Origin of the sequence: Chelatococcus sp. HY11, assembly GCF_018398335.1 — a bacterium.
In the GTDB taxonomy this organism is placed as follows: domain Bacteria; phylum Pseudomonadota; class Alphaproteobacteria; order Rhizobiales; family Beijerinckiaceae; genus Chelatococcus.
On record NZ_JAHBRX010000002.1, the window covers coordinates 1610740 to 1631778 of the forward strand.

Consider the following 21039-nt stretch of genomic DNA (forward strand, 5'->3'; position numbering starts at 1 on the left):
GATGGGAACGGAAAAAAGAGATCCCGTCACGGGGCGTCTTACCACCGGCCATGAATGGAACGGTATCGAAGAGCTCGACACGCCTATTCCGCGTGTCGTCCTCTTTTTTCTCGGAATCGGGATCTTTTTCTCGATTATCTACTGGATATTCATGCCGGCTTGGCCCTCGGTGAGCTCATATACGAAAGGCCTGCTCGGCTTCGACCAGCGTGAGGTGGTCACGCGCCAGGTCCAGGAAGCCGCGGCGGCGCGCGCCAGCTGGACGGACAAGATTGCCAATACGGGTTTCGCCGAGATCGCGGCTGACGAGGCCCTGATGCGCCATGTCCGTGAAACCGGGCCCACGCTCTTCGCCGACAATTGTGCCGTCTGCCACGGCGTGAAGGGAACGGGCGGGCCCGGCTTCCCCAATCTCACAACTGGTGCGTGGCTCTGGGGCGGCGATCCCGATACGATCGCGCAGACAATCCGCGTCGGCATCAATTCAACCGACGATGGCACGCGTGTCTCGCAAATGCTGGCCTTCGGGCGTGACGGTATCTTGACGCCGGCTCAGGTTTCGAGTGTCGCCGCCTATGTCCGTTCGCTGTCGGGCCAGACACTCACGGCGAGCGAGCAGGCCCGTCTCCCCGCCGGCCGGGACGTATTCAAGGCCAATTGCGTGTCCTGCCACGGTGAAAGCGGCAAGGGCATTCGTGATGTCGGCGCGCCGGACCTGACCGACCATCAGTGGATCTATGGCGGCGACGCGCAGTCGGTCTACACCAGCATTTATGGTGGCCGACAGGGGCACATGCCCTATTGGCGGGATCGCCTGTCGCCCTCCGACATCAAGTTGCTCACGCTCTATGTCGGCACGCTGGGCAAGGACGCCACGCTGGGCAAGGACAAGCCATGACGGGAGCTCCCACGGCAACACCGCGCCCTGCGCGCGTCAACGGACGCCTTGTAGCCTTGGCGGTGGCCGGAGCGTGCATCGCGCTGCTCATCGCGGCCAATGCGCATCTCGTCTATGTGGCGGTCGTCTCGCAGCCGGACTGCGTACCCCACGAAAAATCGACAGGGCCGGGTGGAACGTTCCGCGCGGCCCGGTCCGCCTGCTGAGGGAGGGCAGTATGGGAACGAAGGATACGATCGAGACGGTGCCACTGCCGCTCGCCGCGCGCCGTCGGCGAAACCTGCCCGCCAGTGCCGCCCTGGATTGGTTGGCCAAAGGGTGGAGTGATCTCTGGCACACGCCTCTACCGAGCCTGGCTTATGGATTGGCCATATTCGCCATATCCATCGTTATTGTCTGGCAACTGTTCCAGCTCGCGCTCGACTATATTCTCTTCCCCGCGTTGGCCGGCTTCATGGTGGTCGGCCCGCTCATCGCGATCGGCCTTTATCAGAAAAGCCGCGATATCGAGGAGGGACGGCCCGTCAGTCTCGTCCGCATGATTTTCGTCAAGGCGGCCTCCGGCGCCCAGGTATGGTACACGGGCGCGATCCTGTGCCTGCTGATGCTGGTCTGGATGCGGGCGGCGGTGATCATCTATGCCCTGTTCTTTGGGCTACGGCCGTTTCCTGGCCTCGACGGCGTGGTCTCGATGCTGCTCACGACCCCGGAGGGATGGGGCATGCTGGTTGTGGGCACCGCCGCCGGTGGCTTGTTCGCGGCCTTTTCCTTCGCCATCAGTACCTTCGCCATTCCCATGCTGCTCGATGAGAAGACCGATGCCTTCACGGCGATGGGCACGAGCATTTCGCTGGTGTGGAACAATCTGCCCGTCATGCTCGCCTGGGGCGCAATCGTGCTCGCGCTCTTCATCCTGAGCCTGGCAACCGGTCTCCTCGGCTTGATCGTGGTGTTCCCGCTGCTCGGGCACGCGACCTGGCACAGTTACAGGGCGATCGCATGACCTGTTGCGCGCTGCCGGTCGACAAGCTGGCGGAGGTGGCCCGTATTTCGGCGCGGGAGGAGTTCCGGTTGGCGAGCCGGGACCTGGGTGAAGGGCTGTATCAGACGGATTTGTCTGTGCCGGGCGTGCGTTGCGCCGCTTGTATCCGGACCGTCGAAAACGGCCTCCTGCAACTGCCGGGCCTTGAATATGCGCGGGTCAATCTGTCGACGAAGCGCGCAACCGTGAAATGGCGCGGAAGCGAGCCACCGAACGTGTTGGAGACCTTGGATCGACTCGGTTTTCCCAGTCATCTTTCCGAGGCGGAAGGAGGCCGGAACGACCCGGAACTGGGGCGCCTCATTCGCGCGCTGGGGGTGGCCGGCTTCTCGTCCATGAACATCATGCTGCTGTCGGTCTCCGTGTGGTCGGGGGCCGATGCCGAAACCCGCCAGGCCTTTCACTGGATCTCGGCGGCGCTGGCGCTGCCCTGCCTCATCTATTCCGGGCGTGTTTTCTTTGTCTCGGCCTGGGGGGCACTACGCCACGGGCGCACCAACATGGACGTGCCGATCTCGATCGGCGTCTGCCTCGCCTTCGCTCTCAGCCTCTATGACACCATCCACAATGGGCGGCACGCCTATTTCGACGCCGCCACCTCACTGATCTTTTTCCTCCTGATCGGCCGCACGCTCGATCACCTCATGCGGGAAAAGGCCCGCGCCGCTGTTCGCGGCCTGGTGCGGCTGGCGCCGCGCGGCGCGACCGTGCTGCGCGCGGACGGCAGCCGGGACTATCTGCCTGTCGCCGATATCGAGCCGGGGATGCGCATTGCCCTTGCCGCCGGTGACCGCGTGCCCGTGGACGGCGTTGTCGCGGATGGTATGTCTGACCTTGATTGCGCCATCGCGACCGGTGAGGGCGCTCCACAACCTGTCCAGCCGGGCTCGCCGGTTCAGGCTGGGACGCTCAACCTTTCGGCGCCACTGACGATCATCGCGTCGGTTCGCGCGGACAACTCCTTCCTGTCGGAGATGGTGCGCCTGATGGAGGCGGCGGAGGGCGGCCGAGCCCGCTATCGCCGCCTGGCCGATAGGGCCGCCCGGCTCTATTCCCCTGTCGTCCACGCCACCGCTTTCCTGACCTTCATCGGCTGGATGGTGGCGACCGGCGATTGGCACCGGGCGATCACCATCGCGATCGCCGTGCTCATCGTCACCTGTCCCTGTGCATTGGGGCTCGCAGTCCCGATCGTGCAGGTTGTCGCGGCGCGCCGCCTTTTCGACAACGGCATCATGGTCAAGGATGGCGCGGGGCTCGAGCGCCTGGCGGAGATCGACACAATTGCCTTCGACAAGACCGGGACCCTGACGCTGGGTCGGCCCCGCCTTTTGGGCAAGGAGGCTGTCGATCCCCAGGCGCTCGCTATCGCGGCCGCGCTCGGCACGCGCTCGAACCATCCCTATTCCAGGGCGATCGCCGCTGCGATGCCAGGGGCGGCCGTGCCCCTTGCCGAAAGTGTCGAGAGGCCGGGCCTCGGTATCGAGGCGCGCATCGATGGCGCGCTCTATCGACTGGGGCGGGCGGAATGGGCACTGTCGGATCGCGCACGGATGGATGGCGTCCGCGCGGATGCGCCCGGCACGGTGCTCAGTCGTGACGGCGCGCTGGTCGCGTCCTTCACCTTCGAGGACGCCTTGCGTCCTGGTGCTGACGCCGCGGTCGCCCGGCTCCGCGGCGAGGGTGTCAGGCTCTGCCTGTTGTCGGGCGATCGCGAGGCGGCTGTTGCCGCCGTGGCGCGACGGCTTGGCGTCAGTGATTTCGCGGCACGCCTTTTACCGGCCCAGAAGGTGGCGCGGCTGGAGGCGCTGGCTGATGCCGGCCACAAGGTGTTGATGGTCGGCGACGGCCTTAATGATGCGCCGGCGCTCGCCAAGTCCCATGTCTCCATGGCGCCTGCCACGGCCGCCGATATCGGGCGAAACGCTGCCGATTTCGTCTTTCTCCGGGACAGTCTCGACGCCGTTCCGGTGGCAATGGCTGTCGCGCGCGAGGGCGGCCGGCTGATACGGCAGAATTTCGCATTGGCCATCATTTACAACGTCATTGCCCTGCCCATAGCCATCGCGGGCTTCGTCACGCCTTTGATCGCGGCGCTGGCGATGTCGCTGTCGTCCGTCATCGTCGTCGCGAATGCCTTGCGCCTTGGGGCCGGAAGAGGCGCCCGGCGGGGAACACGGCAGGTGACTGGAACGGGCGCGTTCGAGCCGGCATTGGGGCCGGGTCGATGAGCAGCCTCGCCTTTCTTATCCCCCTGGCGCTGGTGTTCGGCGGTGCGGCATTGGCCGCCTTGTTCTGGTCGTTGCGCAGCAGCCAGTATGACGATCTGGATGGAGCGGCCGAGCGGATTTTCCTCGATCCCGACGACGACCGGGCCGACGCGGATACTCTTGGCTTGCCTCCGGGACAGGTTGCACAGTCCGCAAAAGCTGTCTCCCAGCCCGGAGAGATTTGGCCCGCCGTACAGAAAGGTCAGGACCCATGAAAGGTCGCCCGGTGCCGATGCGCACGATCCTGGTGGATGGCAAGCCGCTGCCTGACATTCTCGACGAGGCGATGATCCACGCCGTCGTGCATGGCTTCTATGGCCGGATTCGTGAGGATGCCTTGCTCGGACCGGTGTTCAAAGCGGCGATCGCGCCGGCCGCCTGGCCCCATCATCTCGACAAGATGTGCGATTTCTGGTCGTCAATGCTGTTGCGCACCGGTCGTTACGAGGGCAGGCCGTTGCCTCCGCATCTTGCCATCCCGGGACTGGCCGAAGAGCATTTCCGGCGTTGGCTGACACTGTTCCAGGCGACGGTCAATGCGCTCTGCCCGCCGGAAGTGGCGGAGCTTTTCCTGGATCGCGCCTTGCGCATCGCCCATTCCTTTCGCCTGGCGATCGCTTTCAGCCGTGGCGAGAATTCCATGGAGGTTCATCCGATCCTCCAAGACAGCCTTTGACCCAATCGCGCGATGCGGCAGCCGCCATCTAGCGCTCCCTGAACGATCTGCCCGCGCGCTTGCTCGCCTTGGCGTCCGATCGTGCCTTCATTCGGCGGCAAGGAACGATTGGAGCGGCGGGACCACACAATCGAGAAATGCCCGCACGCGTTGCGGCATGCGGGAACCACCGAGATAGAGGGCATGGATCTCCTCTTCATCGACCTGCACGACATCGCCCAGCACCTCAACGAGACGCCCGGCGGCTATGTCGGCGCGCGCGTGGTAGTCCCCGAGCCTGGCGAGGCCGATGCCCGACACCGCCATGCGGCGCACGGTTTCTCCATTGTTGGCCAGGAGGGACCCGCGCACGGCCCGATCGACGATCCGTCCACTTTCCTTGAGCGGCCAGACCGGCGACGACCTGCGGAAATTGAAACCGAGGCAGTTGTGCCGAGCGAGATCCTCGATTGTGTGGGGAACACCGTGTCGCTCGAGATAGGACGGTGAGGCAACGATCTTGCGGCGCGCTATGCCGATGCGCCGCGCCATCATGCTGGAGGCGGGCAGGCTGCCCGTGCGGAAGGCGACATCTGTTCTGTCGAGATAAAGATCGATGATCTCATCCGACAGTGAGAGGTCTACGACGATATCAGGATAAGCCTTCCAGAAAGCGGGCAGAATCGGTTCCAGCCCAATGATTCCAAACGCGACGGACGCATTGACGCGAATGGTCCCGCCAAGGCTTGCCGCGCCTCGGGAAAGGCCACGCTCCATTTCGTCGAGCTCGCCCAGCAACACCTGGCTTCTCTCATAGTAGGTCTGCCCTTCCGCCGTCAGCGATAGTCGACGCGTCGACCGCTCAAGAAGCCTGGCTCCAAGGCGCTCCTCGATGCGCGCTATGAGCTTGCTAACGGTAGATGGGGTCATCCGAAGCGCTCTAGCGGCTTCCGAAAAGCTGCCGGTCTCAACGACCCGGATAAAGACCTGCATCTCCCCGAACCGATTATCCATATGCGCCTCATCTGTGAAATCATTTCACTGATGATGTGGAAAACTAGCGGATTATCAAGCCAGTCCCTCCGAGCCATCTAGGGCGTGGGTATCCGACGCCTCCGACTCAGATTGCGCCGCCTCAATCATCCAACGGACAGACACCATGCAGACCATTTTGGCGCACGGCGCCCGTATTCCCGCCCTCCGATTCGGCCTGTTCCGCATGTCCGATGCCGAAGTGGAACGCGCGATTCCGGCAGCGCTGGCCGCTGGCTTCCGCCATTTCGATACGGCACAGATCTACGACAATGAAGCCGCGCTAGGTCGGGCCCTTCAGGGGGCAGGGGCGCGGCGCGAGGATATCTTCCTGACGACGAAGGTGTGGGTCGACAACTATCGACCCGAACGCTTCGCTGCGTCGGTCGAGGAAAGCCTGGAAAAGTTGAAGGTCGACCGCGTCGACCTTCTTCTGCTGCATTGGCCGGGAAACACCGTGCCGATCGCCGATCAGATCGCGATGCTGAACGCGGTGCGTGAGGCGGGCAAGACCGACCACATCGGCGTCAGCAACCAGAATGTCGCGCAGTTGAAGGAGGCGATCACGGTGAGTCCGGCGCCGATCGTCGCCAACCAGATCGAGGTGCATCCCTATCTGGATCAGCATGCCATCGCGGGAGTGGCAAGGGCGGCCGGTGTCGCGATCACCGCCTATTTCGGCATGGCAGACGGCCGGGTGCCGCAAGATCCGGTTCTACGAGAGATCGGTGCCCGCTACGGCAAAACCGCCGCGCAGGTCGCATTGCGCTGGCTGGTGCAGCAGGGATTCATAGCATTGTCCAAGACCGCGCGGCCAGAGCGCGTCGCCGAGAATGCCGCGATCTTCGATTTTACATTGAGTGTTGCCGACATGACGGCAATCGGTGGGCTCGCCAGGCCTGATGGCCGGCTCGTGAGCCCTGACGGCCTGGCGCCGGATTGGGACTGACAGGAAAGAACGCATCATGGATCTCTGCACAACCGCCGATGAGGCATCCGCGGTAGCCGATCGGTCACGGTCACATTCATCCTGGCCCCTACTGGCCCTGGCAGTGGGTGCGTTTGGGATCGGGACGACGGAATTTGCGCCCATGGGACTGCTTCCGGTCATTGCCGAGGGTGTGGGCGCCTCCATTCCGGAGGCAGGTCTGCTCGTCAGTGCCTATGCGCTCGGTGTGTTGTTGGGGGCGCCCCTGATGACGCTGGGGTTGGGGCGGGTTTCACGCAAGACCGCGCTGATCGTGCTCATGGCGATCTTCACCGTCGGCAATCTCCTGTCCGCGGCCGCGCCCGGCTATGGCACCTTGATGATGGCCCGGCTCGTGACCAGCCTGGCCCATGGCGCGTTCTTTGGCCTGGGGTCGCTGGTCGCAGCCAGTGTCGTGCCTCCAGGCAAGGGTGCGAGCGCGGTTGCGACCATGTTCCTCGGTCTCACGATCGCCAATGTGGGTGGTGTGCCGGCCGCGACCTGGGTCGGGCAGCAGATCGGTTGGCGCATGGCATTTGCGGGAACCGCGGGGCTCGGGTTGCTTGCGATGGCCGCGTTGGCCTTCGCGCTGCCACGGGGCGAACGTGGGCAGATGCCAGACCTCCGTCGCGAATTGAGTGTTCTCAGCAGACCAGCGGTGCTGACCGCGTTCGCGACCACCGTTCTCGGTTCTGGCGCAATGTTCACGCTTTACACGTACGTGGCTCCGGTTCTCGCCAATCTCAATGGTGCGCAGCCCGGTTTCATCACGATGATGCTTGTGTTGATCGGCATCGGCTTCACCGTCGGCAATATGGCCGGAGGGAGGCTCGCGGATCGCTCGCTGGACGGCAGTCTGTTGCTGTTCCTCGCCCTGTTGGCAGCGATCATGCTGGTCTTTCCGCTGTTGGCGAGAAGCGAACTCGGCGCTGCGGTAGCGCTTTTGGCTTGGGGCGCCGCGACCTTCGCCGTGGTGCCGCCGTTGCAGATGCGCGTGATGCAACTTGCGGTCGAAGCCCCCGGGCTAGCCTCTTCCGTCAATGTCGGCGCCTTTAATCTGGGGAATGCCCTCGGAGCGGGCGTCGGTGGCGCCGTGATCGCCCTCGGGCTGGGTTACGCGGCAGTGCCGATTGCCGGCGCTTTCCTTGCGGGCGGCGGTCTCCTGCTTGTTCTCGCTGGACGAGCGAGCCGCCCCGCGCGCGCTTGACATAAGTCGCCCATGGCGGGGCGCGGAACCCTATTACGGAGGCCGCGCCTGCGCCTGCTTAGCCGACCGTGGCATCGACTACGCTGATCCGGACCTTGCCGATGCTGCGCTTGTCGAGTGAGACGATACCAAACCGAAGACCTTCCAGCTCCAGAGTTTCGCCAATGGCCGGCAAATGTCCCAAATGCGTCAGAATATAGCCGCCGAGCGTGAAATAGCGGTTCGAATCATCAACCAGATCATGTCCAATCGCGCCGCTGAGCTGGCGTATGTCGATGAATCCATCGACCAGCCAGGAACCGTCCTCCTGGCGATCCACCGCTGCCGCTTCCTCGTCCATGTCGGGAAACTCACCTGCGATTGCCTCAAGGATATCCGTCGGTGTGGCTATCCCTTCGAAGGACCCATATTCATCAACGATCATCGCGAGCTGCACAGGCGACCCACGCAGCTGTTCCATGACCTTGAGCACATCAGTCGTTTCATGGACGATGACCGGCTGACGTGTGACCCGTCCCCAATCGATTGGCTTGCCGTCGATCAGGATGTTCAAAAGCTCCTTTGTGATCGCAACGCCAACGAAATCGTCGACCTTCTCGCGCGCCAGGATGACGCGGCCATGCGTGAGCTTCCGAATTGACGCCTGTAGCTGCTCGGCGCTCTCGTTGAGGTCCAGCCACTCAACCTCATTGCGCGGCGACATGATGGAGCTGACGGGGCGCTCTCCGAGATCGAGGACGCCGCGAATCATTTCCTTTTCCTCGGGCCTGAACAGGTCGCTTTGTGCGGCCTGCTCCGCGATGACGTCGATCGTCTCTCCCATCGGCGCCTGGCCCACGCGGCCACCGAGCATGCGAAGTACGGCTTCCGACGTGCGTTCGCGGAGATCCCCGGTGCTGATCAGTTTTTCCCTGTTGTGACGCCCGACCTGATTGGCGGCCTCGATCAGAACCGAGAAGCCGATCGCCGCATAGAGATATCCCTTGGGGATATGCATGCCGAAACCTTCGACCACCAGGCTGAAGCCGATCATCAGCAGGAAGCCAAGACAGAGGATGACGACGGTCGGATGCTTCGACACAAAGGCCATCAACGGCCTCGATGCGGCCATCATGACGGCCATGGCCACGCAGACCGCCACGATCATGACCCAGAGTTGGTCAACCATGCCGACGGCGGTGATGACGCTATCGAGCGAGAAGACAGCGTCGAGCACGACGATCTGGACAATCACCTGCCAGAAGACCGCGTGGACAACTTTGCCTTCTTTGGGCTTGTGCGCCCCTTCGAGCCGCTCGTGGAGCTCCATCGTCCCCTTTGCCAGGAGAAACACGCCGCCGACGATCAAAATGAGATCACGGCCCGAGAAGGAGAAGTCGCCGACACTGAAGATCGGCCGCGTCAACGTGACGATCCAGGAGATCGAGAACAGAAGCCCGATGCGCATGATGAGCGCGAGCGACAGGCCGATGACACGCGCTTTGTTGCGCTGGCTGGGTGGCAGCTTGTCGGCCAGAATCGCAATGAACACGAGGTTGTCGATGCCGAGAACGACTTCCAGAACGATAAGCGTGACGAGGCCGATCCAGATGTTCGGATCTGCGAGGAATTCCATCGTGAGGCCCTTATAGGGTATTGGGTAAACGCAAAAAGCCCCGGATTGAATATCCGAGGCACCCGTCTTCCAAATCGCAGCTTAGGACATGAGAGTTACGCTGGCGGCGCAAAAGCGGCACCAGCCACGATCGGTATCGACTGTCGTCTGTACTGTCGTCGTCGTCGGGCATGCTCTCAGATCATCTCGTAAGGCGCGCTGATAGTATCACTTTGATGGTTAGCACACCGCTCCGGGATAGGAAAGAACGTGCCCGTCCGCTAAGGGCTGATGACGCTCTCGTGTTCCGACCGATTGCCGGCGGAAGCCCTTGAAGGGCCGGTTGAACGAACATATTTCAATTATCCACGGATTTTCGTTGGGCATCCAGAATTACACATCATGTTTGTGTTTATTTGCGATCAAACGACGGAACGCCTGAGAAGGTATGATTCTCCGCTCAACGATCCGGGACCTGAACGAAGGGACTCCCAATGTCGCATTCTCGTCGCCTTCATCTTGGTGCCTTCATGCGGCCGGCCAGTATTCACACCGGTGCCTGGCGATACCCTGGAGCCTATCCCGATGCCAATTTCAACCTGAGGCATCTCGTGGCTTTCGCTCAGAAGCTGGAGCGCGCGAAGTTCGATGCATTTTTCATGGCCGATCATCTGGCCGTCCTGAACATGCCCCTGGAGGCGCTGAAACGCAGTCACACGGTGACTTCATTCGAGCCTTTCACGTTACTCTCCGCCCTGGCTATGGTGACGGAGCGTATCGGCTTGGTCGCGACTGCGTCGACGACATTCGACGCGCCATTCCATATCGCGAGGCGCTTTGCCTCGCTTGATCACATCAGCGGCGGCAGGGCCGGCTGGAACATCGTGACGACCGCCAATCCGGATGCCGCCCTGAACTTCGGGCTGGAGGAACATATCGCCCATGACGAGCGCTATGTGAGGGCACGGGAGTTCTACCAAGTTGTAACAGGGCTCTGGGACAGCTTTGCCGATGATGCTTTCATCCGGGATGTGGAGCACGGCATCTATCTTGATCCGGGCAAACTCCATGTCCTTGATCACAAGGGACCCTATCTCACGGTCCGTGGCCCTTTGAACATCGCGCGTCCTGTCCAGGGTTGGCCGGTGATCGTGCAGGCCGGCTCTTCGGAGGCCGGACGTCAGATTGCGGCCGAAACCGCGGAGGTCGTCTTCGCCGCGGCCTCCACGCTGTCCGAGGGGCAACGTTTCTATGCCGATGTGAAGAGCAGGGTGGAAAACGTCGGGCGCGATCGTGATCATCTCAAGATCCTGCCGGGAGCCTTCGTCGTCGTCGGCGATACCGTCGCCGAAGCGCAAGCCAAGCGGGCGCATCTTGACAGCCTCGTGGACTATCAGAGCGCGATCGCGTCGTTGTCGATTGCCATCGGCCAGGATGCTTCCCTTTTCGATCCCGACGCGCCTTTACCGGATATCCCGGAGACAAACGCGAGCAAGAGCGGGCGCGAGAGAGCCATAGCTCTAGCGCAGCGCGATAATCTGACGGTCCGGCAACTGGCCCAACGCATGGGGGGCTATGCCGGTCTTGCCTTCGTGGGCACGCCGGCCACCATCGCCGATGCGATGGAAGAGTGGCTTGTGTCGGAAGCCAGCGACGGATTCAACGTGATGTTCCCCTATCTTCCGGCTGGGCTTGACGACTTTGTCGACAAGGTTGTTCCAGAACTGCAGAGGCGCAATCTGTTCCGGACGGACTACGAGGGGACGACGCTCCGCGAGAATCTCGGCCTCCCTCGGCCCGAGAACCGCTTCTTTAGCTGATCGGATGCCTGCGGCGCGGGACGTCACGGGTCTCATCGCGCCTTCTCACCTCAAGCCAAAGCCCAGCGCGTCGAGAGCGGCGCGCATGCGATCGCGGCCGGACAGCGAATGAGCGCCGCCGACACGCTGGAGAACGCGTTCGGACCAGGGAACCTGCGCCATCGCCTGATCCCGCTGAAAGCTCAGCAGGGTTTCGTCATAGTCCGCCACATAGTCCTGGGCGGCAGCAACGTCGTATTGCTCGCGGTGCAAGACAACACGCTGATCGAGCCGGGGCTTGACACCGGATGTCCGCGCCGGGTCGGGGTAGCCGATACACAGCCCGAAGACCGCGAAGACTTGGCTCGGCAGCCCAAGCTCCGCAGCCACTTCGATCGGCTTGTTGCGCATGGCTCCGATGTACACGCCGCCCAGGCCAAGACTCTCAGCCGCGACCAGGGCATTCTGCGCCGCCAGGGCGGCATCGACGATGGCGACGACCACCATCTCGAGATAGGCGAGGCCATCGACGGCGCGCCCGCGCTCGTCCCCGAGCCGCTGAAGGCGGCTGAGGTCGGCGAGCCAGACAAGAAGGAGCGGCGCCTCGCGCATCGCATTCTGGTTGGCGGAGAGCGCGGCCAGGCGCGACTTGCGCGCGGGGTCGGTGACGGAAAGCACGCTCCAGGTCTGCAGGTTCGACGAGCTCGATGCCGATTGGGCGGCGGCAACAAGAGTTTCCAGGGTGCCGTCCGGCAGCGCTCTCGGGAGATAGGCCCGTACGGAGCGATGGGCGAGCATCGTGCCGATCACGTCGTTCCAGGGAAGCGGCGCCTCAGGCAAGGCTTGGCCATATCGTGCGCCCAACAGGCGTTCGCGCGTATCCCCCGCCTGGACGTCCGAGAGACGGGCTGCGGGAATGTCATCGGTTTCGGGCGTGTCGACGCTCATGACGCGAGCGCCGATGGTCCGTGGCGTCCGGGCTTTGCCCTGGATTCGCCTGTGATGTGATCGCGCATGGGGGAGCCACCCGTTCAAACATGAGCCGCGAGAAAGAGCCATTCAGTCGCCTGCCGGCTTCTCCCAATGCCGATAGCTCGATCACATCAAGCTGTCGATCCCGATATCCTGATACTCGCGGGCGGGTTCCGGCTATCTCACGGGTTGCGCACTCCCTTATTATGACTGGCGCGTCGATCCTCCCGATGCGAAAGATTGACGGGCAACCATAGCTGGGCATCCGAGCCTAACGGCGGCCATACCCAGGCAGTGGACGCCTTTGGATGGAAACGATGGAACAGACCTATGAGCGATCATTCACACGATCTTCCGTATTCTCACGGCCATGCGCACGGGGAGGATCAATGGAAGCATGATGGCGTCCGGGTCATCAAGGGCGACCAGCTCGACGCCAATACGGCCCAGACCCCGGGCATGTTCCGGCAGGCGGCGATCAACCATGCGCGCGTCGGCGCGCAGAAGATCTGGGCCGGTACCGTGACGATCCAGCCCAACGCGAAGACCGGCGTGCATCATCATGGCGAACTGGAAAGTGTTATCTATGTCGTGCGCGGCAAGGCGCGCATGCGTTGGGGCGAGCGGCTGGAATATGTCGCGGAGGCCGGGCCCGGCGATTTCATTTATGTGCCGCCGTATGTGCCGCACCAGGAGATCAATGCCGATCCCGCGCAGCCGCTGGATTGCGTGCTGGTGCGATCGGACAATGAGGCCGTCGTCGTCAATATCACCGACGTCGATCCGGTGGAGAAGCCGGAGGAGGTCTACTGGATCGATCCGATCCACAAGGAACCTGGGGTCTGAGCGGCGCATTGCCTATTCGCAAGGGCCGGCGCTACGCCACGGCGCTTTCGATATTGGTGTCGCGGCATGAATGAAATCACCTCCGCTACTCGCCCTACGCGCGTGGTCTGTGTCGGCACCACGACAATGGACTTCATCTTCGCGCTCGACAATTTTCCGGTCGGGCCGTTGAAATTCCGCGCCAAGAGCTTCCACGCCGTCGGCGGCGGCAATGCCGGCACGGCGGCGGTGGCGATCCAGCGCCTCGGAGGCGAGGCGCATCTGATGGCGCGGGTCGGTGACGACCCGATCGGACGACAGGCGCTCGACGAACTGAGGGCGCGCGGAATCAACACCGCGTTGATGATGGTGCATCCGGGGGCGAAGACGACCTTGGCCTGCATCATGATCGACGGATTGGGCGAGCGACAGATCGTCAGTTACACCGATCCAGACCTGCCGTCGACGGTCGCGGATGTAGACCTTCCCGAAGGCACCGACGCTCTTCTCGCCGACGCCCGTTGGGCGGAGGGGGCGCTCCACATGATGCGCCAGGCGCGCAAGGCCGGAATCCCGATCGTCCTCGATGGGGACATTCCTGTTATCCCGGACGCCTTGCTCGTGCTGTCGAGCATCGCCGCTTTCTCACGGCAGGCGCTCGCGGAGAACACCGGGAGCCCGGACGTGGAAGAGGGCTTGAGGCGGCTCGCCAAGCGTACCCCCGGCGTTCCGGTGGTGACGGATGGCGCCAATGGGCTCTACTGGCTTGACCAAGGCCTCCTACGGCACATGCCGGCCTTCAAGGTGGAGGCGCGCGACACGCTTGGCGCCGGCGACGTCTTCCATGGTGCGCTGGCCCTGGCGATCGGCCGCGGCGACAATGTGGAGCAGGCCTTGCGCTTCGGCTCCGCCGCGGCCGCTGTCAAGGTGACGCGCTTTGGCGGACGTGAGGGCTGCCCCAAAGCGGGCGAGGTCGAGCGCTTGCTTGCGGAGCAGCCTGGAACTCACGCGGACGTCAGCTGACGCGGTCCTGTGTCAACAGTTCCGCATGGGGGAAGAGGGCGGGCGACCCGCCGCAATGGACGAACAAGACTTTGCTGCCCTTGGCGATCGAGCCCCGCGCCACGCAGTCGAGAAGGCCGGCGACGGCCTTGCCGGTATAGACCGGGTCGAGCAGCATACCCTCGGCGCGGGCGGCCTTGGTGATCGCGGCGTTGCCCTCCGGGCTGGGGATCGCGTAGCCCGCGCCCACATAGCCGTTCTCGATGCGGATATCGGCCGGCTCGAAGCGCTTGTCGAAGTCGAGCAATTCGGCGCCGGCATTGGCCATCACGGCAATGCGCTCCGAGAAGGGGACGGCGCTGCCGCTGACGGCGATGCCGGCGACCTTGGTGTCCGGCCAGAAGAGCGCGCACCCGATCAGAAGGCCGGCGAGCGTGCCGCCCGAGCCGACGGGCGCGACGATGAGATCGGGCGCGGTCTCCCCAGCGGCCGCATATTGCGCCGCGAGTTCTTTTACCGCCGCGACATAGCCCATCGCGCCGAGCGCGCTCGCCCCCCCGAGGGGAATGATATAGGGCTTCTCGCCACGGGCTGTGGCCTGATCCGCGTGATACTGCATGCGCGGATTGATCTCGGTGAAATAAGCGTCCGGATCGAGGAAGTCGATCTCTGCCCCGAAGAGATGATCGAGCAACAGGTTGCCCTGCAACACCGCCGGACTGTTGCCGCGCAGCACGAGGATAGGTTTCATCCCGAATTTGCGCGCGGCAGCGGCTGTCATCCGCGCGTGGTTGGACTGGTGCCCACCCGTCGTGATCAGGACCTTCACATTCTGGGCGACCGCATCGGCCATTAGAAACTCGAGCTTCCGGACCTTGTTGCCGCCACCGCCGAAGCCCGTGAAGTCATCGCGCTTTACCGAGAGGTCGATGCCGTATTCGGCGCTGAGTCGCGGGAGCTTTTCTATCGGCGTCGGGAGAAAGCCGAGGGAGAGACGCGGAATGTCTTCGAGTTTCATGGAACGTCCTCGGGAGCGCGCGGCATATAGACCCGCGTCAAGAAGATTGAAAGAGGATATATCATATATCTATCCTGTCAAAGACAGGGCGGCCTTCGGAGTTATGCAGTGTCCTTTGGTTGGAGATGTCCCTAGAGATACGGCAGGGCGGTTCCGATGCCGCGCGCTTCCGCCTGATCCAGCACGCGGGCAGCGAGCGCGATGTCGAACAGGTTGAGGCCGAAGCTGGAGAAATAGAGCGAGGCCCCGGCCGGCGGTCGCCAGCCGTTCACCACCAAGCTGGTGAGATCTGCCGCAACCTGGTCCGGCTTGAACTGGCCGGCACGGTACATCTGGAAGAGGCTTTTCGCGCTCCTTGCGGCGAAGTCCCCCCATAGGTCGACCACGACCACGTCACTGGCGGCGATCGCGGCGAAGGACACCTCGTGATAGCCGACCTGCACGACCAGCCGACCGGGTCGCACCGCATCGTCATCGAGGATTGGTTGCGGCGCGGTCGTGCAGCTCAGGATGACGTCGGCATCCGCGATGGCATCGGTCTTTTCCGCGCATCGGACAAGCGCCACACCGGCGGGAGAGGGCGTGTCCGCAAGAAGCGCATCCAGCTTGTCCGCGCTTCTGTTCCAGAGCCGGATTTCGTTGACGGACGGAAACAGTGCCAGCACCATGGCGAGGTGAGCCTTCGCCTGGGCGCCCGCACCGAGAATGGCGATGCGGCTGGGTGGTCTCGGCAGAAGGCTTTCAATGGCGAGAGCGGAAACGGCGGCTGTCCGCATCCGCGTCAGCAGCGCGCTTTCGACCAGCCCGAGCGGACGGCCGTCGCTCAGGCGATTGATGAAGGTGGTGTTGGTGATGCTGGGCAGGTCGCCCCGGCTTTCCGGTAGATGCACGGCCCATTTGAGGCCCGCCGCATCATAACGGCCGCCGACGAAGGCCGGCAGGCCGTAGGCGTTGGCGCGAGGATCGCCGCCCATCGGCATGACGCTCTCAGCCTCCATGCCGGCCTCTCCCGCCCGCAGCAGGCGGGTGGCTTCGCGAACGTCGGCGAGCGCCGACGGCCAGTCATCGCCGCCGGCGGCGATGACATCGGCGCGGGAGAGATAGCGCAACGTGATCATGAGCTCGCCCCCGGCGCGGGCACCTTTGCCACTTCGGTCAGCCAGATCGCGATGGATTTGAGGAAACGCTCGAAGCCTTCCAGCGTCATGAATTCATCGATGCCATGGGCATTGCCGCCGCGCCCCGCGCCCCCGATGAGAAACGAATCCGCGTGGCGTGCAAAGGCATAGCCGGGCGCCGCGCCGATCGCCCAGGGCCAGATTTGTGGCGGTGTTGACGTCGCGGCATAGGCGGCGAGCAGGGCGCCGACGCCCGCCGCGTCCCGGGTGAAACGCGTGCCGGGATAGGCATCTGCGACATCGAAGGAGACACCATCGAGGCCCGCTGTCTGCAACGTCTCGCGGAAGCCCGCGAGATACTCGGCGGGGTCGAGGGAGGGCGGACACCGCAGGTCGAACGTCGCGCGCGCGGCATGCGGGATGATCGCATCACCGGCGAGCGGCTCCGTCGCGAGTGAATTGATAGTGGCTGAAGCGGTCGTCAGCACGCGTGTCAGCAGGGCGTCCGCATCGCCTTCCAACGCGAAGCGGTCCGTCTTGCGGAAGCTGAGCTCCGCCTGTGGATCGAAGCTTGCCGCGAGGTCGGCGACGATGGCGCGTGCTTCCGCGTCGAGCGTGATCCTGCCGAGTCCGCCGGTCGGCGATCGGCCGAACAGGGCAAGGGCCGCGATGAGACGGCTTGCCGGGTTGGCGATCCACGGCGCATTGCTGGAGTGGATGGCCGCGCGCGGCCCACCCCACGCGCCTCCCTCCACGCTGACCTCGCCCTTGGCGATGCCGGAAAAACCGAGATAAACGCGTGGCGGTCCCCCACCATATTCGCAGAAGGACGGGAACAGGCCGCCGATGCTGGCGCGGAGCGGGCAGGCGGGGTCGAGGAGATAGGCGCGCAGCGCGCCGCTGCCGCTTTCCTCCTCGCCCTCCACGAGGATCTCGACATTGACGGCCAAGGCGCCGCTCTCGGCCATCTGTTTCAGGACAGCCAGCATGCCCGCCAGCGGGCCCTTGTTGTTCTCCGCGCCGCGCCCCACGAAACAGGCGCCGATCTCAGGCAGATCGACGATGCCACCGCTGAAGGGGGCAACGGACCAGCCGGCGGGATCGGCGGGCATCACGTCATACATATTGTAGAGGATGACCGTATGGGCCGCGCCGACGTCGAGTCGCGCGTGGATAATCGCTGGCCGGCCGTCCCGGCGACTGTCATTGATGATCGTGGCGCCGAGCTCGCGGCTGAGCCAGTGGCTGACGGCCGCCGCCTGGCTGTCAAGCGCCTGATCGTTACCCCTCACGGATGGAATGCGGCACCACGCCTCGGCAAGGTCGAGGGCGTCCTGGGCAAGAGGGGAGAGCGGCTGGGTCACAGCCTGATCCTCGGGTTGAGCCAGAGATAGGCCAGGTCGACGAGAAAATTCACGACGACAAACACGAAGGCGGCGAACAGGACCACGGCCTGGACCACGGGGAAGTCGCGGTTCTGGATGGATTCCACTGCGAGCCGCCCGATGCCCGGCCAGGCGAAGATGATCTCGGTCACGAGCGCGCCGCCAAGCAGTGATGCAAAGTATATCCCCTGTACGGTGATCACCGGGATCAGCGCGTTGCGCAGGGCATGGTGGACGACGAGGGACCAGCCCTTGACGCCCTTCGCGCGGGCCGTGCGGATGTACTGCTCGCCCAGCACCTCGATCAGGCTGGCGCGCACCAGACGCGTGATCGCGCTGAGGTAATAGGCGCCGAGCGCGATCGACGGCATGATCAGCTGCTTGAAGGTGCCGATGCCGCTGCTCGGCAGCCAACGCAGATTGAGCGAGAAGACGATGATCAGAAGGAGGGCCAGCCAGAATACCGGAATGGCCTGGCCCAGCAGCGATATCACCCGGATCGCGAAATCGATGGGGCTGTCCTTGCGGACGGCGGCAATGGTGCCGAGGACGAAGCCGAGCAGCGAGCTCCACAGGAGTGCGGCGCAGGCGAGAAGCGCGGTGGCGGGAAGGCGCTCGATGAGAAGGTCGAATGCCGGACGCTGGAAGCGGAGCGAATTGCCGAACTCGCCGGAAATTACGCCGCCAAGGAAGCGACCGTATTGAACCCAGATCGGGTCATTGAACCCCATCGCCTGGCGGAAGGCCTCGATCTCGGCGCGTGAGGCATCGGGCGGCATCATCAGGGCGGCGGGGTCGCCCGTGAGGAAAAGCGCGAAAAAGACGATGGCCGATACGCCGAGCAGCACGATCACACCCTGTGCGGCGCGATTGGCGATGAAGATCAACGCCTTCACGCTGTGGCGCCCCTGCGGTCGGCGCGGCGCACCAGCCAATCCCCAAGGAGATTGCAGCCGACGACGAGGCAGCCGATGACAAGCCCGGGATAGAGCACGAGCCAGTTGGCGAGAAGAATGAAGGACCGGCCTTCGCCGATCAGATTGCCGAGCGTCGGCGTGGGCGGCTGGACGCCAAGGCCGAGAAAGCCGACTGAGGCCTCCAGGATGACAAGCCGTGGCAGGTCGAGCGTGACGAGGACGATCTGCGAGCCCGCAATGTTCGGCAGAACGTGCCGCAGGAGCACCGCGAAGTCCGAGAGGCCGATGGCCCGCGACGCGTCGATATATTCGAGATCGCGCACCTCGAGCGTTCTGGCGCGGGCAACCCGCGCGAAGATCGCCCAGCCGGTGACACCGAGCACCACGATGAGATTGAGCATCGAGGGACCGACCACGGCGACGATAAGGAGGATGAGCAGGATGAAGGGAATGGCGAGCTGTATGTCGACAGCGCGCATGATCACCGCGTCCAGCCAGCCCCCGTAATAGCCGGCGATCATGCCGAGCAGCGTACCGAGGACCACGGCGATGACGGAGGCGAAGAGAACGATCCCGAGGGAGATCGCTGTGCCCAGGCCGAGCCGCGCCAGGAGATCGCGGCCGAGCTGGTCCGTGCCGAGGGGGTGCAACTGGCCCCCCACGACACTCATTGGCGGCTTGAACGTCGCGGTGATCTGACCACGGATCGGGTCGACCGGCCAGAAAAGCGGCACCAGAACGGCAAGCGCAAGGACCGCGACCAGAAGACTGATGGCGAAGACCGCGTCCGCATTCCGACCAGCGTTCCAGAACCGCGTCATCGTTCAGCGCTTGCTCATCTCGAACACCGGGATGCGCGCATCAGGCCTTCCCTCGAAATTGAGGGTCTTGGCTTTGCCATAGAGCGAATCCTCCTGATAGAGCGTGATCAGCGGAACCTGTTCGGCGGCAAGCTTCTGGATATTGTGCAGAACCGTCTTGCGCGCCTCGGGGTCAACGATCTTGCGGCTTTCGTCGAGGAGCTTGTCGAGCTCCGGGATGGACGCCGTGGAATAGGGCTCGCCGGTCCGCAGGATGGCATAGACGGCCGCATCAGCATCAAGGGTCTGCGTTGAACCCCAGCCGAGCATGAAGATCGGGCCCTTGCGCGGCACCTGCTGCACATAGACCGACCAGTCCAGGACCTCCTGATCGATCTTCACGCCGATGTCGCCGAACTGCTGGGCGATGGCCTGGGCGACCTCGCCGTCCTTCATGTAGCGCAGGGTCGACTGCATCTTGATGCGGAAGCCATCCGGGAAGCCGGCCTCCGCGAGGAGCGCCTTCGCCTTCTTCGGATCATAGGCTGGCGGAGGAATGTCGAGATAGCCGAAATCGGCAGGGCCGACCTGCGTGCCCTTCGGCGTCGCCATGCCCTTCAGGATATTGTCGACGATGCCCTTGCGGTCGATCGCCATGTCGAGGGCCTGGCGGACCTTGACGTTGTCGAGCGGCTTGTCCTTCATGACCAGCCCGAGATAGATCGTCAGACCGCCGTTCTTGACCTGCACGAGGTCGGCATCGGAGCTCGACGAGATCATTGGCGCGAGATCGACCGGCACACCCTCGATCAGGTCCACTTCCCCGGTGACGAGCGCCGTGATGCGGGCCGTTCCGTCCGGGATGGCACGCCAGGTCACCTGATCAATCGACGGTTTGCCTCGCCAATAGTTTGGATTGGCCTTCAGGATGACGTGCTGATCGGGAATGAAAGCCGTGAGCTGATAGGGGCCGGTGCCGACCGGCTTCGACGCGAAGCCGTCATTGCCGACCTGCTTCACATAGCCGGGCGGCACGATATAGGCCGGATAGCGGCTCATGCGGGTCGGCAGGAGAGGATCTGGTTCGGTGGTCCTGATGCGCACTGTGTAGGGATCGACCACATCCACGCCCGCCACGGTCCTGATGTAGGAGAGGGTCGGGGATTTGGCGGCGGGGTCTATGATGCGGTCGATCGTGAACTTCACCGCCTCGGCGTTGAAATCCTCGCCGTTGTGGAATTTGACGCCCTGGCGGAGCTTAAACTCCCATGTGGTGTCGTCGATCGATTTCCAGGACTCCGCAAGCCCGGGCACGAGCTGCATCGCCTTGTCACGCATGACAAGCGTGTCGAAGATGTTGTCGACGATTGTGGCCGCCTCGCGCAGGAACCCGGGGTCCATCGCGGTGGTCGAAACCGGCCGTGCTATCGTGATCTGGCTGGCTTGGGCCCATGCCGCTGATCCCGGCAATAAAATGGCTGCCGCCAAGGCTAACGCTTTCAGTTGTCTCATGACGGTGACCTTTTCTCTGGTGGCTG

20 protein-coding genes are annotated in these 21039 nt (G+C 63.7%); 11 read left to right on the top strand and 9 right to left on the bottom strand.

The features are described from left to right. The first annotated feature begins 1 nt into the window (after window position 1). Genes ccoP through KIO74_RS28185 form a run of 6 tightly spaced genes read left to right on the top strand, consistent with a single transcriptional unit; the run spans window position 2 to window position 4886 of the window. Window positions 2–898, top strand: coding sequence for a cytochrome-c oxidase, cbb3-type subunit III (gene ccoP / locus KIO74_RS28160; protein ID WP_213338584.1), 897 nt, complete (start codon window positions 2–4; stop codon window positions 896–898). Then, window positions 895–1104, top strand: a complete 210-nt coding sequence (locus KIO74_RS28165) for a hypothetical protein (RefSeq protein WP_213339359.1) — start codon at window positions 895–897, stop codon at window positions 1102–1104. The genes ccoP and KIO74_RS28165 overlap by 4 nt, the downstream gene beginning before the upstream one ends. Window positions 1105–1115: 11 nt before the next feature. Further along, entirely contained in the window at window positions 1116–1901 is a 786-nt protein-coding gene (locus tag KIO74_RS28170) for a DUF2189 domain-containing protein (protein WP_213338586.1), read from the top strand. Beyond that, window positions 1898–4171 (top strand): cation-translocating P-type ATPase, encoded by a 2274-nt coding sequence (locus KIO74_RS28175; protein WP_213338588.1) that lies wholly within the window; start codon window positions 1898–1900, stop codon window positions 4169–4171. The genes KIO74_RS28170 and KIO74_RS28175 overlap by 4 nt, the downstream gene beginning before the upstream one ends. Continuing rightward, window positions 4168–4425, top strand: coding sequence for a cbb3-type cytochrome oxidase assembly protein CcoS (gene ccoS / locus KIO74_RS28180; protein ID WP_213338594.1), 258 nt, complete (start codon window positions 4168–4170; stop codon window positions 4423–4425). The genes KIO74_RS28175 and ccoS overlap by 4 nt, the downstream gene beginning before the upstream one ends. Next, window positions 4422–4886, top strand: coding sequence for a group III truncated hemoglobin (locus KIO74_RS28185; protein ID WP_213338596.1), 465 nt, complete (start codon window positions 4422–4424; stop codon window positions 4884–4886). The genes ccoS and KIO74_RS28185 overlap by 4 nt, the downstream gene beginning before the upstream one ends. 87 nt (window positions 4887–4973) lie before the next feature. Here KIO74_RS28185 and KIO74_RS28190 read toward each other — a convergent pair whose 3' ends face one another. Further along, window positions 4974–5879 carry a LysR family transcriptional regulator gene (locus KIO74_RS28190; protein ID WP_213338598.1) on the bottom strand — a complete coding sequence of 302 codons (906 nt, stop codon included), beginning with the start codon at window positions 5877–5879 and terminating at the stop codon, window positions 4974–4976. Window positions 5880–6024: 145 nt separating this feature from the next. On the opposite strand from KIO74_RS28190, the gene KIO74_RS28195 reads away from it, so the two are divergent. Both KIO74_RS28195 and KIO74_RS28200 read left to right on the top strand, forming a co-directional pair. Continuing rightward, window positions 6025–6846, top strand: coding sequence for an aldo/keto reductase (locus tag KIO74_RS28195; RefSeq protein WP_213338599.1), 822 nt, complete (start codon window positions 6025–6027; stop codon window positions 6844–6846). Between the two features lie 16 nt (window positions 6847–6862). Beyond that, a complete protein-coding gene (locus KIO74_RS28200) occupies window positions 6863–8071 on the top strand; it encodes an MFS transporter (protein WP_213338600.1) in 1209 nt (402 codons plus the stop codon). A gap of 58 nt (window positions 8072–8129) precedes the next feature. Here KIO74_RS28200 and KIO74_RS28205 read toward each other — a convergent pair whose 3' ends face one another. Beyond that, window positions 8130–9686 carry a TerC family protein gene (locus tag KIO74_RS28205; protein ID WP_213338601.1) on the bottom strand — a complete coding sequence of 519 codons (1557 nt, stop codon included), beginning with the start codon at window positions 9684–9686 and terminating at the stop codon, window positions 8130–8132. A gap of 473 nt (window positions 9687–10159) precedes the next feature. On the opposite strand from KIO74_RS28205, the gene KIO74_RS28210 reads away from it, so the two are divergent. Further along, window positions 10160–11485: an LLM class flavin-dependent oxidoreductase gene (locus tag KIO74_RS28210; RefSeq protein ID WP_213338602.1), complete on the top strand. Its 1326-nt coding sequence runs from the start codon at window positions 10160–10162 to the stop codon at window positions 11483–11485. A gap of 45 nt (window positions 11486–11530) precedes the next feature. On the opposite strand, the gene KIO74_RS28215 is transcribed toward KIO74_RS28210, so the two are convergent. Then, on the bottom strand, window positions 11531–12412 hold the full coding sequence (locus tag KIO74_RS28215; RefSeq protein WP_213338603.1) for an NADPH-dependent oxidoreductase: 882 nt from the start codon (window positions 12410–12412) through the stop codon (window positions 11531–11533). Window positions 12413–12766: 354 nt separating this feature from the next. Here KIO74_RS28215 and KIO74_RS28220 point away from each other — a divergent pair, with 354 nt between their 5' ends. Next, window positions 12767–13282, top strand: coding sequence for a cupin domain-containing protein (locus KIO74_RS28220; protein ID WP_213338610.1), 516 nt, complete (start codon window positions 12767–12769; stop codon window positions 13280–13282). A 66-nt stretch (window positions 13283–13348) separates the two neighbouring features. Continuing rightward, window positions 13349–14284 (top strand): PfkB family carbohydrate kinase, encoded by a 936-nt coding sequence (locus KIO74_RS28225; protein ID WP_213338612.1) that lies wholly within the window; start codon window positions 13349–13351, stop codon window positions 14282–14284. Here KIO74_RS28225 and KIO74_RS28230 read toward each other — a convergent pair. From KIO74_RS28230 to KIO74_RS28255, 6 genes are all read right to left on the bottom strand, one after another. Then, window positions 14277–15281 carry a 1-aminocyclopropane-1-carboxylate deaminase/D-cysteine desulfhydrase gene (locus KIO74_RS28230; protein ID WP_213338614.1) on the bottom strand — a complete coding sequence of 335 codons (1005 nt, stop codon included), beginning with the start codon at window positions 15279–15281 and terminating at the stop codon, window positions 14277–14279. The genes KIO74_RS28225 and KIO74_RS28230 overlap by 8 nt on opposite strands. Before the next feature lie 131 nt (window positions 15282–15412). Continuing rightward, window positions 15413–16399 (bottom strand): hypothetical protein, encoded by a 987-nt coding sequence (locus KIO74_RS28235; RefSeq protein ID WP_213338616.1) that lies wholly within the window; start codon window positions 16397–16399, stop codon window positions 15413–15415. Then, window positions 16396–17763 (bottom strand): M20/M25/M40 family metallo-hydrolase, encoded by a 1368-nt coding sequence (locus tag KIO74_RS28240; RefSeq protein ID WP_213338618.1) that lies wholly within the window; start codon window positions 17761–17763, stop codon window positions 16396–16398. The genes KIO74_RS28235 and KIO74_RS28240 overlap by 4 nt, the downstream gene beginning before the upstream one ends. Continuing rightward, window positions 17760–18680: an ABC transporter permease gene (locus KIO74_RS28245; RefSeq protein WP_213338619.1), complete on the bottom strand. Its 921-nt coding sequence runs from the start codon at window positions 18678–18680 to the stop codon at window positions 17760–17762. Before KIO74_RS28245 ends, KIO74_RS28240 begins: the two co-directional genes overlap by 4 nt. Continuing rightward, entirely contained in the window at window positions 18677–19522 is an 846-nt protein-coding gene (locus tag KIO74_RS28250; RefSeq protein ID WP_213338620.1) for an ABC transporter permease, read from the bottom strand. Before KIO74_RS28250 ends, KIO74_RS28245 begins: the two co-directional genes overlap by 4 nt. A gap of 3 nt (window positions 19523–19525) precedes the next feature. Next, window positions 19526–21013 carry an ABC transporter substrate-binding protein gene (locus KIO74_RS28255; RefSeq protein ID WP_213338621.1) on the bottom strand — a complete coding sequence of 496 codons (1488 nt, stop codon included), beginning with the start codon at window positions 21011–21013 and terminating at the stop codon, window positions 19526–19528. Between the last annotated feature and the right edge of the window lie 26 nt (window positions 21014–21039).

Bases quoted from the DNA above. Each gene is read 5' to 3' on its own strand.
- ccoP (WP_213338584.1), top strand. From the start codon at position 2: ATGGGAACGGAAAAAAGAGATCCCGTCACGGGGCGTCTTACCACCGGC.
- KIO74_RS28165 (WP_213339359.1), top strand. From the start codon at position 895: ATGACGGGAGCTCCCACGGCAACACCGCGCCCTGCGCGCGTCAACGGA.
- KIO74_RS28170 (WP_213338586.1), top strand. From the start codon at position 1,116: ATGGGAACGAAGGATACGATCGAGACGGTGCCACTGCCGCTCGCCGCG.
- KIO74_RS28175 (WP_213338588.1), top strand. From the start codon at position 1,898: ATGACCTGTTGCGCGCTGCCGGTCGACAAGCTGGCGGAGGTGGCCCGT.
- ccoS (WP_213338594.1), top strand. From the start codon at position 4,168: ATGAGCAGCCTCGCCTTTCTTATCCCCCTGGCGCTGGTGTTCGGCGGT.
- KIO74_RS28185 (WP_213338596.1), top strand. From the start codon at position 4,422: ATGAAAGGTCGCCCGGTGCCGATGCGCACGATCCTGGTGGATGGCAAG.
- KIO74_RS28190 (WP_213338598.1), bottom strand. From the start codon at position 5,879: ATGGATAATCGGTTCGGGGAGATGCAGGTCTTTATCCGGGTCGTTGAG.
- KIO74_RS28195 (WP_213338599.1), top strand. From the start codon at position 6,025: ATGCAGACCATTTTGGCGCACGGCGCCCGTATTCCCGCCCTCCGATTC.
- KIO74_RS28200 (WP_213338600.1), top strand. From the start codon at position 6,863: ATGGATCTCTGCACAACCGCCGATGAGGCATCCGCGGTAGCCGATCGG.
- KIO74_RS28205 (WP_213338601.1), bottom strand. From the start codon at position 9,686: ATGGAATTCCTCGCAGATCCGAACATCTGGATCGGCCTCGTCACGCTT.
- KIO74_RS28210 (WP_213338602.1), top strand. From the start codon at position 10,160: ATGTCGCATTCTCGTCGCCTTCATCTTGGTGCCTTCATGCGGCCGGCC.
- KIO74_RS28215 (WP_213338603.1), bottom strand. From the start codon at position 12,412: ATGAGCGTCGACACGCCCGAAACCGATGACATTCCCGCAGCCCGTCTC.
- KIO74_RS28220 (WP_213338610.1), top strand. From the start codon at position 12,767: ATGAGCGATCATTCACACGATCTTCCGTATTCTCACGGCCATGCGCAC.
- KIO74_RS28225 (WP_213338612.1), top strand. From the start codon at position 13,349: ATGAATGAAATCACCTCCGCTACTCGCCCTACGCGCGTGGTCTGTGTC.
- KIO74_RS28230 (WP_213338614.1), bottom strand. From the start codon at position 15,281: ATGAAACTCGAAGACATTCCGCGTCTCTCCCTCGGCTTTCTCCCGACG.
- KIO74_RS28235 (WP_213338616.1), bottom strand. From the start codon at position 16,399: ATGATCACGTTGCGCTATCTCTCCCGCGCCGATGTCATCGCCGCCGGC.
- KIO74_RS28250 (WP_213338620.1), bottom strand. From the start codon at position 19,522: ATGACGCGGTTCTGGAACGCTGGTCGGAATGCGGACGCGGTCTTCGCC.
- KIO74_RS28255 (WP_213338621.1), bottom strand. From the start codon at position 21,013: ATGAGACAACTGAAAGCGTTAGCCTTGGCGGCAGCCATTTTATTGCCG.